We start from the raw sequence: 13,080 nt of genomic DNA on the forward strand, positions 1-13,080 counted from the left end.
CCGGTGATCAGACCAGCCGACCATCCTTATTTTGAGCTGCTTATTTTTAAGCCGGGCGCTGGCTGATCACTTCATCGATCAACCCGTACTCACGCGCAGCTTCTGCACTCATGAAATTGTCGCGATTGGTATCGCGCTCGATTTCTTCAAGAGTGTGCCCGCTGTGCTGGGCCATCAACGTGTTGAGACGCTCACGAATGAAGAGGATTTCCTTGGCATGGATTTCGATATCCGAGGCCTGGCCCTGGAAACCGCCCAGAGGCTGGTGAATCATCACACGCGAATTTGGCAGGCAGTAACGCTTGCCAGCGGCACCGGCCGTCAGAAGAAACGCGCCCATGCTGCACGCTTGACCGATACAGGTAGTCGACACGTTTGGCTTGATGAACTGCATGGTGTCGTAGATCGACATGCCCGCCGTCACCGAACCGCCCGGGGAGTTGATATAGAGATGGATGTCCTTGTCCGGGTTTTCCGCTTCAAGGAACAGCAGTTGCGCACAGATCAGGTTGGCCATGTAGTCCTCTACCGGACCAACCAGAAAGATCACTCGCTCCTTGAGAAGGCGCGAGTAGATGTCATAGGCGCGCTCGCCACGAGCAGATTGCTCGACAACCATCGGGACCAGGCCGCCTGCGGCCTGGATATCAGAGTTCTGCTGAATATACGAATTACGGAACATGCTCTGCAGTCACTCCCAAATAGTTATGTCTTGAATACGCATAAGCCAGCACGAAGGCTGGCTTATGGTGATTACTTCTTACCGCAAAAACGATCAGTCGGCTTGTGGAGCTTCTACCGGCTTGACTGCTTCTTCGTAAGAGACCGATTTGTCGGTCACACTAGCTTTCTGCAGAACAGTATCCACAACTTGTTCTTCCAGCACAACCGAACGGACTTCGTTCAGCTGCTGGTCGTTCTTGTAGTACCAGGACACGACCTGCTCAGGCTCTTGGTAGGCCGAAGCCATTTCCTGAATCATTTCGCGAACGCGGGTTTCGTCAGGCTTGAGGTCGAATTGCTTGACCACTTCAGCCACGATCAGACCCAGTACAACACGGCGCCTGGCTTGTTCTTCAAACAGCTCGGCCGGCAGTTGGTCAGGCTTGATGTTGCCGCCGAACTGCTGAACAGCCTGCACGCGCAGACGGTCAACTTCGTTGGACAGCAGAGCCTTAGGCACTTCGATCGGGTTGGTGGCCAGCAGACCGTCCATTACCTGATTCTTGACCTTGGATTTGATCGCCTGACGCAGTTCGCGCTCCATGTTCTTGCGAACTTCGGTGCGGAAGCCTTCCAGACCGGTTTCCTTGATACCGAATTGAGCGAAGAATTCTTCGGTCAGTTCTGGCAGTTTTGGCTCGGAAACAGTGTTCACGGTAACAGTGAACTCGGCAGTTTTGCCGGCCAGGTCGAGGTTCTGATAGTCAGCCGGGAAGGTCAGGTTCAGAACACGTTCTTCGCCGGCTTTAGCGCCAACCAGACCGTCTTCGAAGCCAGGGATCATGCGGCCGGAACCCAGCACCAGCTGAGTGCCCTTGGCGGAACCGCCAGCGAACACTTCACCGTCAACCTTGCCGACGAAATCGATGTTCAACTGGTCTTCGTTCTGTGCAGCGCGATCGGCCACTTCGAAACGGGTGTTCTGCTTGCGCAGAATTTCCAGCATTTTGTCCAGATCGGCATCAGTCACGTCAGCGCTCAGGCGCTCTACGGTGATACCTTCGAAACCGGCTACGGTGAACTCAGGGAACACTTCGAATACGGCTACGTATTCCAGGTCCTTGCCTGCTTCCAGGGATTTAGGCTCGATCGAAGGCGATCCAGCCGGGTTCAGCTTTTGCTCGACAACAGCCTCGTAGAAAGAAGACTGGATCACATCGCCCACGGCTTCTTGACGCGCATCAGCACCGAAACGGCGCTTGATTTCGCTCATTGGCACTTTGCCTGGACGGAAGCCAGCAATCTTGGCCTTTTGGGCGGTCTGCTGCAGACGCTTGTTGACCTGGCTCTCGATGCGCTCAGCCGGCACGGTGACGCTCATGCGGCGCTCAAGAGCAGTAGTATTTTCAACAGAAACTTGCATGGATATTCCTCGTTGCACAGACGTTAGCCGGCCGTTTCCGACCCCAGAATCAAGGGCATGCATTCTAGTGGGTCAAACTCAAGAAGTCACCCTACTGAAAACGGGTAAAAACGCAGCAGGCAATTTATAGGTGCGAATGCACGAATGCACCTCGCCCCGATGGCAAATACAGCCAATCACGCCAGGGCCCTGCGCCAACCCTTCTATATAGAAGCGGTTGCCACTCATCTCCCTGACAGCCGATCTTGCAAGCAAGGCCGGCGGGCAGCGCGGCATCATCGAGAAACATAAATACGACGAAACGCCCTGCCCCTGCGACCCAAAACCTGCAGCCGCCAATCACTCGAACCGCTGAAACAAAAAAGGCGCCAGACTGTTAAATCTGGCGCCTCTCGAAATATGGGGTGGACGAAGGGGATCGAACCCTCGACAACGGGAGTCACAATCCCGTGCTCTACCAACTGAGCTACGCCCACCATATTGCATGCCAAAGAAGCCAAACAACTTCTTTGTTCAGCCCCAGCCACGCCAATCGGCATGAGTGAAGCTTTATTTGGTGCGGATGAAGAGACTCGAACTCTTACGCCTCGCGGCGCTGGAACCTAAATCCAGTGTGTCTACCAATTCCACCACATCCGCGGTTGAAGCTGTTAAAGCAAAGGCGCCAGATTGTTAATCTGGCGCCTTTCGAAATATGGGGTGGACGAAGGGGATCGAACCCTCGACAACGGGAGTCACAATCCCGTGCTCTACCAACTGAGCTACGCCCACCATATTGCGCTACTTGTGCCAAAGCTGCCTAATGGCGCACCCGGCAGGACTCGAACCTGCGACCATCCGCTTAGAAGGCGGATGCTCTATCCAGCTGAGCTACGGGCGCCTTGTTAATTTGTACTCTTGGAGGACTACAAACTAAGTGCTTTCCAGTCTTGCAGAACCGCAATCCCGCTTGACCTTCCTAACCAGTGCTAGGCTGTGCCCGACAAGTGCGACGAATAGTATAGAGCCCCCCGAGGGCCGTCAAATGCTTTTTATAAAAAATTCATTTAATTAAAGGAGTTAGGGGAATTTGCAGACCAAGCGCCTTTGCCCTCACCTCATGACATGCGAGAATGCGTTCTCTTTTTTTCCCCTCTCGATGGTTAATCACGCGCAATGACTGCACAACTAATCGACGGCAAATCGATCGCCGCCAGCCTGCGCCAGCAGATCGCCAAACGAGTCGCCGAGCGTCGCGAGCAAGGCTTGCGCACACCCGGCCTCGCGGTAATCCTGGTCGGCAGCGATCCCGCCTCTCAGGTTTATGTCTCGCACAAGCGTAAAGACTGCGAAGAGGTCGGCTTTATATCCCAAGCCTACGACCTGCCTTCCGAAACCACTCAAGAAGCGCTGACCGATCTAATCGATCGCCTGAACGACGACCCGACAATTGACGGCGTTCTGCTTCAGCTTCCATTACCCGAACACCTGGATGCCTCCAAATTGCTGGAGCGCATTCGTCCGGATAAAGACGTCGACGGTTTCCATCCTTATAACGTCGGTCGTCTGGCCCAGCGAATCCCACTGCTGCGCCCATGCACCCCTAAAGGCATCATGACCTTGCTGGAAAGCACCGGTGTCGATCTTTACGGGATGGATGCCGTGGTTGTTGGCGCGTCCAACATCGTTGGCCGCCCGATGGCGATGGAATTGCTGCTGGCCGGTTGCACCGTGACCGTCACTCACCGCTTCACCAAGGACCTGGCCGGCCACGTTGGTCGAGCCGATCTGGTGGTGGTTGCCGCTGGCAAGCCCGGCCTGGTCAAGGGTGAATGGATCAAGGAAGGCGCAATCGTGATCGACGTCGGTATCAACCGCCAGGAAGACGGCAAACTGGTCGGCGACGTGATTTACGAAACCGCCCTGCCCCGCGCCGGCTGGATCACACCAGTACCGGGTGGTGTTGGCCCGATGACCCGCGCCTGCCTGCTGGAAAACACGCTGTACGCGGCGGAAACCCTGCACAGCTAAGCGCCAAAGCAGAGGCAAACAGCGAGTTAAACAACCCCGCCCTCGGCGGGGTTCTTTTTGCCCGAAAAAAAAGTCCGACCAGCCGCCGGAAAATGACGTTTTTTTCATATTCCAGAAGACTTTCATTACTTCCCGGAACAACCATCGACAGTTATTCAGCCATACTCCAGAATGTCGCGCTTTTTACGAAATAGCCCGTTACAAAACGGCTTATCAACACCTAATGAGTCTGCCAGCGTGAAAATCCGTCTATCCATCCTGAGCCTATTTTTTGCAGTTGCAGGGACTTTCATCACGCCAATCGCCAGCGCTGGCGATACCACCGCTGCGCCTCGAGATACGACACATCTCAAACTCGCTTCGGGCAGCTCATTAGTCATGGATATGCAGACCAACAAAATCATCTACGCCAGCAACCCTGACGTGGTGGTACCGATCGCGTCCGTCAGCAAACTGATGACAGGCCTTGTCGTGGTTGAAGCCCGGCAGAACATGGACGAATACATCAACATCAACATCAGTGACACCCCGGAAATGAAGGGCGTGTTCTCCAGGGTCAAACTCAACAGCGAAATGCCCCGCCGGGAAATGCTGCTGATTGCGCTGATGTCTTCGGAAAATCGTGCGGCGGCGAGTCTGGCCCACCATTATCCGGGCGGCTATGCGGCCTTCATCGCCGCGATGAACGCCAAGGCCAGGGCGCTGGGCATGACCAACACCCACTTTGTTGAGCCAACCGGCCTCTCCCCACGAAACGTGTCCACTGCTCGTGACCTGAGCAAACTACTGGTCGCTGCGCACAAGCAACCGCTATTGACCGAACTCAGTACTACAAAAGAAAAGATCGTGTCGTTCCGCAAGCCCAACTACAACCTGGCGTTCCGCAATACCGACCATTTGGTCCGCAAACAGGACTGGGACATCCAGCTGACGAAAACCGGCTTTACCAACGAGGCGGGTCACTGCCTGGTGCTGGTCACCAGCATGGGTAATCGCCAGGTTGCGCTGGTCATTCTTGATGCCTATGGCAAGTACACCCACTTTGCCGACGCTACCCGTATTCGCAACTGGGTAGAATCCGGCAAGGCCGCAGATGTGCCTTCGGTAGCCTTGCAATACAAGTCCGACAAGAATCTCAAAAGCCGTCAGACCGGGGTGATTGAAGCCTCGAAATAGACAAGCGCCCTGAAAACAAAGCCCCGAATATTCGGGGCTTTTTGTTGGGCGGATCTCAGTCGTTGGGCAGCGGCATCTGGTCGTCATCCGGAATGCCATCCCCGGCGCTCGGGTCACGATAGCCCTTGGGGGGCTCCGTCGACACCACCACTGGCCTGGCCAAAGGATCGCGCAGCGGACTGTCCGGATCCATCACCGGGTCCAGATCCTCTTCAGGGGTTGTCGGAACGCTGTCCGGACGTTTGTCATCAAAACTCGAATCGGTAGACATAGGCACCTCATCAGGCTCAGGGTTTCAGATCAGCAAGAGGGTCATAGGGCTTCGCTGGCGCCTTTGGGTTGTCGCCCGGTTTCACGTCCCTGGGCGCCTTGGCGGGACCGATGGGATCGACCTGAGGGTCGGCGAGGTCCGGCGAATCGGGATCGAACCCCAACTCATCGCCCGAAGAATGCTCGGACGAGTGCGGGCCCTCAGGGGTAGTGGAATGTGCCATGGGCGCCTCCTTGGGTGTGGCCCGGACAAATCCGGGCGCTTTCCTTTAGAGAGCGAGTGCGCACGGCAGTGCCATGCAGAATGACGAACGGACGTTTACTGCGCAGTCAGGGCCTTCTTGGCCCGCGCAGCCGCTTGCTCCTGACCGGCCTGCCCCAGATCATTCGCCGCCTTGAGCCAACGCTGCTGATCAACGTTGGCCGGAATCTGATTCGGCTTTTGGATCAGCACGGCCCAGCCGCCAGCATCCTTGAACGAGGATTCAAACGAGCTGAAGCTCATCAAATCCCGACGATCCATCCCCACACGCAGCAAAACGGTCTGCTTCTTACGGTTGTAACCGGCGAGAATGGCGTAGCGCGGCTCAGACCAGAGCGCCGTGCCTTCCGTGAAGCGCACCATCACCGGAAAGCCGGCGGCGACCTGAGTCAGCAGCGCTGGCAAAGTGCTGTCGAGGGGGTAAACCACCATCCCGTATTCACGGGCCAGGCTCTGCATGTTCTGCTGCAACTTGTCCTCGGCGCCCGGCAAATGCAGCGGTTTTTCGAGCAAACCCGGGGTAATCACGATGCCCTGCTGCGCCAACATGCTGGCCAACACTTGCGGTCCGCTTTGATAGGCTTGCCCGCGGTAGAACGTACCGCTGAGTTCCACCCGCTCCGGCAGACGCTGGATTTCAGGCGCAACGCTCCCGGCGCAACCTGCCAACCCGGCAACGCAGCCAACAATCAGCGCCGCCGCTCGAATTCGAGAAAATACCCGCTCCATCTTCACACTCTTGTTCAGACGCCAGGCAACAGGCTCCCGGCTTGGCCGTCGATCATAAGACGCCGCGTGACGGCGGTATAGCTTTAACCGGCAGTTGAGTACATTCGATAGAGCGAACTTGTTGGTGCCAGTAGACCTTTGGTCGATTGTCTGACACACAGCTGCGACTAGACTGATATTTGCAAAACGTGTGTGCCCGATGCAGGGCAAAGAGGAGGCACGATGAGCCTGGCAATGACGATCGTGATGTTGATTACTGGCTGGCTGGCCGTTGCCGCTGCCATGTTATGGGGAGTCCTGCGCATTACCCGGCGGCACCATCACCACCTGGTTCAATCGCCGGCTGAGGTCGAAAACGAAAAACCGGCTGAACACCATGCCACCGCGCACTGAATAGCCATTTCAGTCTTCAAAAAAAAGGCCGCCTGAACACATTCGTATTCAGGCGGCCTTTTCATTTATCGCCGATCAAGCTTCAGAGGCAATGCGCTTCTGCCTGGCCCGGCGCGACATCATGTTCAAGCCCTCAATCGTTGCCGAGAACACCATGGCCGCATAGACGTAGCCTTTCGGTACGTGAGCGCCGAAGCCTTCGGCGATCAGCGTCATGCCGATCATGATCAAGAAGCCCAGCGCCAGCATCACTACCGTCGGGTTGTCGTTGATGAACCTGGCCAATGGATCAGCCGCCAGCAACATCACCAACACCGACACCACCACCGCAATGATCATGATCGGCAAATGCTCAGTCATGCCGACAGCAGTGATGATGCTGTCGATGGAGAACACCATGTCCAGCATCAGGATCTGACCAATCGCAGCGGCAAAGCCCAGAGTCACGGTCGACGTCGCCGACTTCGGATCTTCCGGCGCCGGGTCCATGCTGTGATGGATCTCGGTGGTCGCCTTCCACAACAGGAACAGGCCGCCGGCAATCAGGATCATGTCCTTCCAGGAGAACGCCTTGCCGAGGATTTCGATCACAGGCTCCGTCAACTGGACGATGAACGCGATGGTGCTCAGCAGCGCCAAACGCAGGATCAGCGCCATGCCGATACCAATGCGGCGGGCTTTCTGTCGATGCTGCTCAGGCAGTTTATTCGTCAGGATCGAGATAAAGATCAGGTTATCGATACCGAGCACGATTTCCATCACCACCAGGGTGGCCAGGGCGACCCAGGCGGCAGGGCTTGCAGCAAGTTCTAAAAGGTATTCCATGGGTCAGTCCTGACTCGTATTAGACGTTAAATTTCCTGGGACGAAGATTCGGTTTTTTCTTTGTTATCGCCCGATGGTTCTTTCTTGCTGATTATGCCGCCGGTGGCATCGCTGAGTGCTTGTTCCGCGGCCTTGTGGGTGTCGTCAATCGCCTGTTTAGCGCTTTCGGCAGCCTTGCCCATCAGTTGCTGAGCGCTTTTTTCGGCCTGGTCGCAACCGGCCAATACCAGTAAAGACGCGAACAGCACTGCTGTGGTTTTGTATTTCATGATGCTTCCCTCGTTAGAACAAACGGCACCAAAACCATGGCCCGTTGATAGCGACGCATTCTAGAGACGCAAACACTTCAGGAAAATTCGTTTTTTTAGCGGTTATACTTCGGTTTTTACGAACTGTAGACCGTCATGCTCAACTATCGGCAATTGCATTACTTCTGGGTGGTGGCCAAGACCGGCAGCATCGTGCGCGCCTGCGAGCAGCTCAATCTGACACCCCAGACCATCAGCGGGCAAATCTCACTGCTTGAGCAAACCTACGGCATCGAGTTGTTTCGACGGGTGGGCCGGCAACTTGAACTCACCGAGGCGGGCCGCCAGGCCCTGCCCTACGCCGAGCAGATGTTTCAATTGGGTGGTGAACTGGAATTGATGCTGCGAGCGCAGCCCAACGAGCAGCAAATTCAGTTTCGGGTCGGTGTCGCGGACGTCGTGCCCAAGTCCATCGTCTATCGACTGATCGCGCCGACCATGGAATTGAGCGAGCCGCTGCGCATTACCTGTCGCGAGGACAAACTCGAACGTTTGCTCGCCGACCTGGCGATCCAGCGCCTGGACATGGTGATTTCCGACAGCCCGATGCCCTCGCACCTGGACATCAAGGGCTACAGCCAGAAACTCGGGGAGTGCGGAATCAGCTTCTTTGCCACGGCTGAACTGGCCGCGCAGTATGGCCAGGATTTCCCCCGCAGCCTGCACGGCGCACCGCTGTTGATTCCGGGGCCGGAAACCGTGGTGCGCAACCGCTTGCAGCGCTGGTTTGCCGAGCAGCAGATCCAGCCGCGCATCGTCGGCGAGTTCGACGACAGCGCGTTGATGCAGGCTTTCGGTCAGTCCGGCAGCGGCATCTTCATCGGGCCGAGCGTGATTGCCGATGAAGTGAAACGCCAATATGGCGTGGAAGTGATTGGCCAGACCGACGCCGTGACCGAGTCGTTCTACGCCATTTCAGTGGAGCGCAAGGTCAAGCACCCCGGCATTGTCGCCATTACCGAAGGTGCCCGACGCCAGTTGTTTACTGAACTTTAAGCTTCAAGCGCAGACTTCACGCGGCTTGAAGGTCATCAGCGCAATCGCCAGCAGAATCGAGGCGAGGATAAAACCGGCCGCCGCAAAACCCAGGCCTTGCAGCCCGACGCTGTCGATCACCCGGCCACCGACCATGGCGCCCAGGCCGATGCCGAGGTTGGCCCCGGCAATGTTCAACGACGCGGCAAATGCCGGCGCCTCGGGCGCCGCCTTCATCAGGCGCACATGGCTGACCAGAAACAACGCCGCCTGCGTCACGCCCCAGATGCCCATCGCTGCCGCCAGACCGAGGGGCGAATGAATGTTCGGCACCAGCGCCACCAGGCCAGCAATCATGAACGCGCAGAACATCACCGAAGCGATCAGCGGATGACGATCCACCGCACGGCCGCCCAGCGAGTTACCGATCAGCCCGACCGCGCCAAAGCCCATCAGGCACCAGCCGACCAACGTGCCGTCGAAACCGGCCAGGCGTTCAAGAATGTCCGCCAGGTAGGTATAAGCGGTAAACATGCCGCTGAAGACCACAATCGACAACACCACATGGCCGACCATCAGCGGGCTGCGCAGGATTTTGAATTGCGAACGGAAACTCACCTGATGCTGGTGCAGATTGGTTTTCGGCAGGTAAATAAACAACAGCAAGGCTTTGGCAAAGGCGATCACCGCCAGAATGCCAAAGGCGCTGCGCCAGCCGAACGCATCGGAGATCAGCGTGCCCACCGGAATACCGAACACCGTGGCACAAACAATGCCGAAGCCGATCTTGGCGATGGCGCGCCCCGCGTAATCGGGGCCGACAATGTCCACCGCTGTTTCACTGGCCAGGGCCCAGAACACCGGCAACCCCAGTGCCGGGATCAACCGGGCAAATGCCATCACCCAGATATTGGGCGCAAACGCCGCCAGGGTGTTGGCCAGACCGAACATGATCAGCACAGAGATGAACAGTTTGCGGCGTTCAAAGCGTGCGAAGTACGCGGTCAGGAACGGCCCGAAAGCCGCGACGGTAAAGGCGAACAAAGTCACCAGCAAACCCGCTTGCGGGATGCTGACTTCAAGGTCTCGGGCGATGGCCGGCAACAGGCCGACGATGACGAACTCCGTGGTCAGCACCGTGAAACCGGCGGCAGACAACAGAAGAATGGGCAACAGCATGCACAACTCCAGAAAACGACGACACCAGCGAATAGCCCGAAGGCCCACTGGCAGACTTGAAAATGAGGATGGCGAATCTTAACAGAGTGTTTCCAAACAGGGTTGCACGAACCTGTTTATCTCGTTGTTTGCGCGGGTGACAGATCGTCACAGCTCTGAAGGATCAGTCCTGCGCTGTGATAAAGTCCGCGCCCTGAAAAACGTACACCCTGTGGTTCCTTTTCGGTTTCCTGCCTGCGGCCTGCCCAGTTTGTTGCTGCATACCTGCGAAACCCTGCACCTATAAAAAATCAGAGATGCCGTTTTATGACCGCTTCATCCCCTTCGCTATTGCAACGCCTGAAACGCTTGAGTCTGGTCACGCAAATCATCATCGGCCTGATCGCCGGGATTGCGTTGGCGCTGCTCGCGCCGGACGTGGCCAAGTCCTGCGCCTTCATCGGCAAAGTGTTCGTCTCTGCACTGAAAGCCGTCGCACCGATTCTGGTGTTCGTGCTGGTCATGGCGTCCATTGCCAACCATAAGCACGGCCAGGAAACCCACATCCGGCCGATTCTGTTTTTGTATTTGCTGGGGACGTTTGCCGCAGCGGTGGTCGCGGTGGTGGCCAGCATGATGTTCCCGTCGAGCCTGGTGCTCGCCACCCACGATGTCGCGGTCACCGCGCCGGGTGGTATCGGCGAAGTGCTGCAAAGCCTGCTGCTGAGCGTGGTCGATAACCCGGTCAGCGCGCTGATGAATGCCAACTTCATCGGTATCCTGGCCTGGGCCATCGGCATGGGCGTCGCCATTCGCCATGCCGGCGATACCACCCGTGAAGTGCTGGGCGACCTGTCCAACGGCGTGACGCTGATCGTGCGGCTGGTGATTCGCTTCGCACCGCTGGGGATCTTCGGCCTGGTGGCTTCGACCCTCGCCACCTCCGGCTTTGGCGCCTTGATCGGCTACGCGCATTTGCTGGCCGTGCTGCTCGGCTGCATGCTGTTCGTGGCGCTGGTGATGAACCCGGTCATCGTGTTCTGGAAGCTGCGCCGCAACCCGTATCCGCTGGTGCTGACCTGCTTGCGCGAGAGCGGCATTACTGCGTTTTTCACTCGCAGCTCAGCGGCGAACATTCCGGTCAACCTGGAGTTGAGCAAGCGTCTGGGCTTGCATGAAGACACCTACTCGGTGTCGATCCCGCTGGGCGCTACCATCAACATGGCCGGTGCGGCGATCACCATCACCGTGTTGACCCTTGCAGCAGTGCACACCCTGGGCATCACCGTGGACATTGCGACCGCGATTCTGCTGAGCGTCGTCGCGGCAATCTGCGCCTGTGGCGCTTCGGGCGTGGCGGGTGGTTCGTTGCTGCTGATCCCACTGGCGTGCAGCCTGTTCGGCATCCCGAGCGAAATCGCCATGCAGGTGGTGGCGGTCGGGTTCATCATTGGCGTGTTACAGGATTCGGCGGAGACCGCGCTGAACTCGTCTACAGACGTGCTGTTCACCGCCGCGGCGTGCCTGGGTGAAGAACAGAAAGCCGAACGCCTCGCCTGACCAACATGAAAAAACCCCCGCAACCCAAGGCTGCGGGGGCTTTTTTGTATCCGGACGGTTTAGAACGCGCCCATGTAATCGCGTTTGCCCACGTCCACACCGTTGTGACGCAGCAGTGCGTACGCAGTGGTGACGTGGAAGAAGAACTGGGGCAGGCCGTAGCTCAGCAGGTAGGCCTGACCACTGAAGCGCTTCTCTTTCGGAGTGCCCGGACGAGTAACGATCTCGATGCCTTCCTTGCCATTGATCTGCTCCGGCTTGATCTCGGCGATGTAAGCCAGAACCTTGGTCAGCAGTGCTTGCAGCTCGGCGAAGGTGGTTTCGGTGTCTTCGTACTTCGGCACTTCAACTTCGGCCAGACGCGAGGAAACGCCTTTGGCGAAATCAACGGCGATCTGCACCTGACGCACCAGCGGGAACATGTCCGGGTACAGGCGGGCTTGCAGGAACGCGTTCGGGTCGATGTTCTTTTCGGTAGCCTGCGCTTCAGCTTTTTTCAGCACGTCACTCAGGGCGGTGAGCATTTGCTTGAAAACAGGGACAGAAGCGTCGTACAGGGAAATGGTCATGGCAGTCTCGTGTGGTGACAGGAGGGGAAAACGTCGGCCGATTATAGCCATGCCCGCCCCTCCTGCGACGGGTCTTTTTCAGTGGCAGTCCCCACCCATGCGCACGAGCAGTGCGGCGCGGTGCGGTTTCAGATAGGAGTCGACTTCACCGCCTTTGCACGACGCCAGGTTCTGCAAATGCGGATCGAGGCAGCACAAAGTCGCCGCCAGCGCCGAAGGCAGCGTACGCTCCACTCGGACATACTGCCCAGCACGGCCGTCGATAACAGGCCGGCCCAATAGAAAAACGGCGGTTTGGACAGGTACAAATCGCCGTTCATGTACGGCAGCAGCCAGCTCCCGGCTTCGTGCATTTCACACACGGTGACGGCGCGGCGCGCCTCGTTGACGCTGAGAAACGGTACGCTGCCCAGTCCCCAGAAAAACAGCAGCGCGATGGCGACCGCCGCCAGCAACGTGATATTTCGGGTCGAACGATCCGCGCATGACCTACTCCTTCAGGTTGTTGCTTTTGGCGATCAACTGCAAGTTGCGAAAGTAAACGATAGTGCCAAAGGCCTGGCCGACGATGAACACCGGGGCTTCCCGGTAAATGGCATACGCGAGCAAAAGCATGCTGCCGACGATGCTCAGGTACCAGAAATTCACCGGGATCACGCTGCGTTTTTTGTATTCGCTGTACAGCCACTGCAGGACAAAGCGGCCGGTAAAGGCAATCTGGCCGAGAAAACCGACCGTCAGTCACAAGGCTTCGCGGGA

Annotated in this window: 16 protein-coding genes, 4 tRNA genes and 1 pseudogene; 5 read left to right on the forward strand and 16 right to left on the reverse strand. The window is 57.4% G+C overall.

The genetic code is table 11. The features are described 5' to 3' along the window. Positions 1–46 precede the first annotated feature (46 nt). The 6 genes from clpP to ACA048_RS18875 all read right to left on the reverse strand — a co-directional run bounded on the left by clpP (position 47) and on the right by ACA048_RS18875 (position 2,966). Positions 47–682 carry an ATP-dependent Clp endopeptidase proteolytic subunit ClpP gene (gene clpP / locus ACA048_RS18850; RefSeq protein ID WP_201118005.1) on the reverse strand — a complete coding sequence of 212 codons (636 nt, stop codon included), beginning with the start codon at positions 680–682 and terminating at the stop codon, positions 47–49. A 93-nt stretch (positions 683–775) separates the two neighbouring features. Further along, on the reverse strand, positions 776–2,086 hold the full coding sequence (gene tig, locus ACA048_RS18855; protein WP_497625765.1) for a trigger factor: 1,311 nt from the start codon (positions 2,084–2,086) through the stop codon (positions 776–778). Between the two features lie 400 nt (positions 2,087–2,486). After that, positions 2,487–2,562: transfer RNA gene (locus tag ACA048_RS18860), tRNA-His, on the reverse strand. A gap of 78 nt (positions 2,563–2,640) precedes the next feature. After that, positions 2,641–2,725 (reverse strand) — tRNA-Leu (locus ACA048_RS18865). A 56-nt stretch (positions 2,726–2,781) separates the two neighbouring features. Further along, a tRNA-His gene (locus ACA048_RS18870) sits at positions 2,782–2,857 on the reverse strand. Between the two features lie 32 nt (positions 2,858–2,889). Then, positions 2,890–2,966 (reverse strand) — tRNA-Arg (locus ACA048_RS18875). 275 nt (positions 2,967–3,241) lie between these two features. On the opposite strand from ACA048_RS18875, the gene folD reads away from it, so the two are divergent. Then, complete coding sequence (gene folD / locus ACA048_RS18880; RefSeq protein ID WP_497625766.1) at positions 3,242–4,096, forward strand: bifunctional methylenetetrahydrofolate dehydrogenase/methenyltetrahydrofolate cyclohydrolase FolD; 855 nt, start codon at positions 3,242–3,244, stop codon at positions 4,094–4,096. A 155-nt stretch (positions 4,097–4,251) separates the two neighbouring features. Here folD and ACA048_RS18885 read toward each other — a convergent pair whose 3' ends face one another. Further along, positions 4,252–4,476: a hypothetical protein gene (locus ACA048_RS18885; protein ID WP_497629950.1), complete on the reverse strand. Its 225-nt coding sequence runs from the start codon at positions 4,474–4,476 to the stop codon at positions 4,252–4,254. Here ACA048_RS18885 and pbpG point away from each other — a divergent pair. After that, complete coding sequence (gene pbpG, locus ACA048_RS18890) at positions 4,388–5,272, forward strand: D-alanyl-D-alanine endopeptidase (protein WP_497629896.1); 885 nt, start codon at positions 4,388–4,390, stop codon at positions 5,270–5,272. The two genes, ACA048_RS18885 and pbpG, sit on opposite strands and share 89 nt — an antisense overlap. A gap of 55 nt (positions 5,273–5,327) precedes the next feature. Here the strand turns inward: pbpG and ACA048_RS18895 are convergent, their stop codons facing one another. The 3 genes and pseudogenes from ACA048_RS18895 to ACA048_RS18905 form a co-directional block, all read right to left on the reverse strand. Beyond that, on the reverse strand, positions 5,328–5,543 hold the full coding sequence (locus tag ACA048_RS18895) for a hypothetical protein (protein ID WP_497625767.1): 216 nt from the start codon (positions 5,541–5,543) through the stop codon (positions 5,328–5,330). Positions 5,544–5,559: 16 nt separating this feature from the next. Next, positions 5,560–5,766, reverse strand: coding sequence for a DUF6021 family protein (locus ACA048_RS18900; RefSeq protein ID WP_223517428.1), 207 nt, complete (start codon positions 5,764–5,766; stop codon positions 5,560–5,562). Positions 5,767–5,861: 95 nt separating this feature from the next. Next, positions 5,862–6,589 (reverse strand): annotated as a pseudogene (locus ACA048_RS18905) (cysteine peptidase family C39 domain-containing protein). 166 nt (positions 6,590–6,755) lie between these two features. Here ACA048_RS18905 and ACA048_RS18910 point away from each other — a divergent pair. Next, positions 6,756–6,926 (forward strand): hypothetical protein, encoded by a 171-nt coding sequence (locus ACA048_RS18910; protein ID WP_497625768.1) that lies wholly within the window; start codon positions 6,756–6,758, stop codon positions 6,924–6,926. Positions 6,927–7,001: 75 nt separating this feature from the next. On the opposite strand, the gene ACA048_RS18915 is transcribed toward ACA048_RS18910, so the two are convergent. Together ACA048_RS18915 and ACA048_RS18920 are read right to left on the reverse strand one after the other, a co-directional pair. Beyond that, on the reverse strand, positions 7,002–7,751 hold the full coding sequence (locus ACA048_RS18915; protein WP_497625769.1) for a TerC family protein: 750 nt from the start codon (positions 7,749–7,751) through the stop codon (positions 7,002–7,004). A gap of 26 nt (positions 7,752–7,777) precedes the next feature. Beyond that, entirely contained in the window at positions 7,778–8,020 is a 243-nt protein-coding gene (locus ACA048_RS18920; protein ID WP_497625770.1) for a hypothetical protein, read from the reverse strand. Positions 8,021–8,155: 135 nt separating this feature from the next. Here ACA048_RS18920 and nhaR point away from each other — a divergent pair, with 135 nt between their 5' ends. Next, positions 8,156–9,055: a transcriptional activator NhaR gene (gene nhaR, locus ACA048_RS18925; RefSeq protein ID WP_497625771.1), complete on the forward strand. Its 900-nt coding sequence runs from the start codon at positions 8,156–8,158 to the stop codon at positions 9,053–9,055. Positions 9,056–9,058: 3 nt separating this feature from the next. Here nhaR and ACA048_RS18930 read toward each other — a convergent pair whose 3' ends face one another. Further along, on the reverse strand, positions 9,059–10,213 hold the full coding sequence (locus tag ACA048_RS18930; RefSeq protein WP_497625772.1) for an MFS transporter: 1,155 nt from the start codon (positions 10,211–10,213) through the stop codon (positions 9,059–9,061). Positions 10,214–10,519: 306 nt separating this feature from the next. Here ACA048_RS18930 and sstT point away from each other — a divergent pair, with 306 nt between their 5' ends. Then, on the forward strand, positions 10,520–11,752 hold the full coding sequence (gene sstT / locus ACA048_RS18935) for a serine/threonine transporter SstT (protein WP_497625773.1): 1,233 nt from the start codon (positions 10,520–10,522) through the stop codon (positions 11,750–11,752). Between the two features lie 59 nt (positions 11,753–11,811). Here the strand turns inward: sstT and ACA048_RS18940 are convergent, their stop codons facing one another. The 3 genes from ACA048_RS18940 to ACA048_RS18950 form a co-directional block, all read right to left on the reverse strand. Then, complete coding sequence (locus ACA048_RS18940; protein WP_497625774.1) at positions 11,812–12,321, reverse strand: DUF1993 domain-containing protein; 510 nt, start codon at positions 12,319–12,321, stop codon at positions 11,812–11,814. A gap of 128 nt (positions 12,322–12,449) precedes the next feature. Next, complete coding sequence (locus ACA048_RS18945) at positions 12,450–12,776, reverse strand: ArnT family glycosyltransferase (protein ID WP_497625776.1); 327 nt, start codon at positions 12,774–12,776, stop codon at positions 12,450–12,452. 34 nt (positions 12,777–12,810) lie between these two features. After that, positions 12,811–13,062: a lipid-A-disaccharide synthase N-terminal domain-containing protein gene (locus tag ACA048_RS18950; RefSeq protein WP_497629897.1), complete on the reverse strand. Its 252-nt coding sequence runs from the start codon at positions 13,060–13,062 to the stop codon at positions 12,811–12,813. Positions 13,063–13,080: the final 18 nt, after the last annotated feature.

This window comes from Pseudomonas sp. LBUM1659, assembly GCF_059716045.1.

What these genes read in the sequence shown, in the direction of transcription:
- ACA048_RS18915 (WP_497625769.1), bottom strand. Translation starts at nt 7,751, where the DNA reads ATGGAATACCTTTTAGAACTTGCTGCAAGCCCTGCCGCCTGGGTCGCC.
- ACA048_RS18885 (WP_497629950.1), bottom strand. Translation starts at nt 4,476, where the DNA reads ATGACTAATGAGCTGCCCGAAGCGAGTTTGAGATGTGTCGTATCTCGA.
- tig (WP_497625765.1), bottom strand. Translation starts at nt 2,086, where the DNA reads ATGCAAGTTTCTGTTGAAAATACTACTGCTCTTGAGCGCCGCATGAGC.
- ACA048_RS18930 (WP_497625772.1), bottom strand. Translation starts at nt 10,213, where the DNA reads ATGCTGTTGCCCATTCTTCTGTTGTCTGCCGCCGGTTTCACGGTGCTG.
- ACA048_RS18940 (WP_497625774.1), bottom strand. Translation starts at nt 12,321, where the DNA reads ATGACCATTTCCCTGTACGACGCTTCTGTCCCTGTTTTCAAGCAAATG.
- ACA048_RS18920 (WP_497625770.1), bottom strand. Translation starts at nt 8,020, where the DNA reads ATGAAATACAAAACCACAGCAGTGCTGTTCGCGTCTTTACTGGTATTG.
- ACA048_RS18895 (WP_497625767.1), bottom strand. Translation starts at nt 5,543, where the DNA reads ATGTCTACCGATTCGAGTTTTGATGACAAACGTCCGGACAGCGTTCCG.
- sstT (WP_497625773.1), top strand. Translation starts at nt 10,520, where the DNA reads ATGACCGCTTCATCCCCTTCGCTATTGCAACGCCTGAAACGCTTGAGT.
- folD (WP_497625766.1), top strand. Translation starts at nt 3,242, where the DNA reads ATGACTGCACAACTAATCGACGGCAAATCGATCGCCGCCAGCCTGCGC.
- clpP (WP_201118005.1), bottom strand. Translation starts at nt 682, where the DNA reads ATGTTCCGTAATTCGTATATTCAGCAGAACTCTGATATCCAGGCCGCA.
- ACA048_RS18910 (WP_497625768.1), top strand. Translation starts at nt 6,756, where the DNA reads ATGAGCCTGGCAATGACGATCGTGATGTTGATTACTGGCTGGCTGGCC.
- nhaR (WP_497625771.1), top strand. Translation starts at nt 8,156, where the DNA reads ATGCTCAACTATCGGCAATTGCATTACTTCTGGGTGGTGGCCAAGACC.
- ACA048_RS18900 (WP_223517428.1), bottom strand. Translation starts at nt 5,766, where the DNA reads ATGGCACATTCCACTACCCCTGAGGGCCCGCACTCGTCCGAGCATTCT.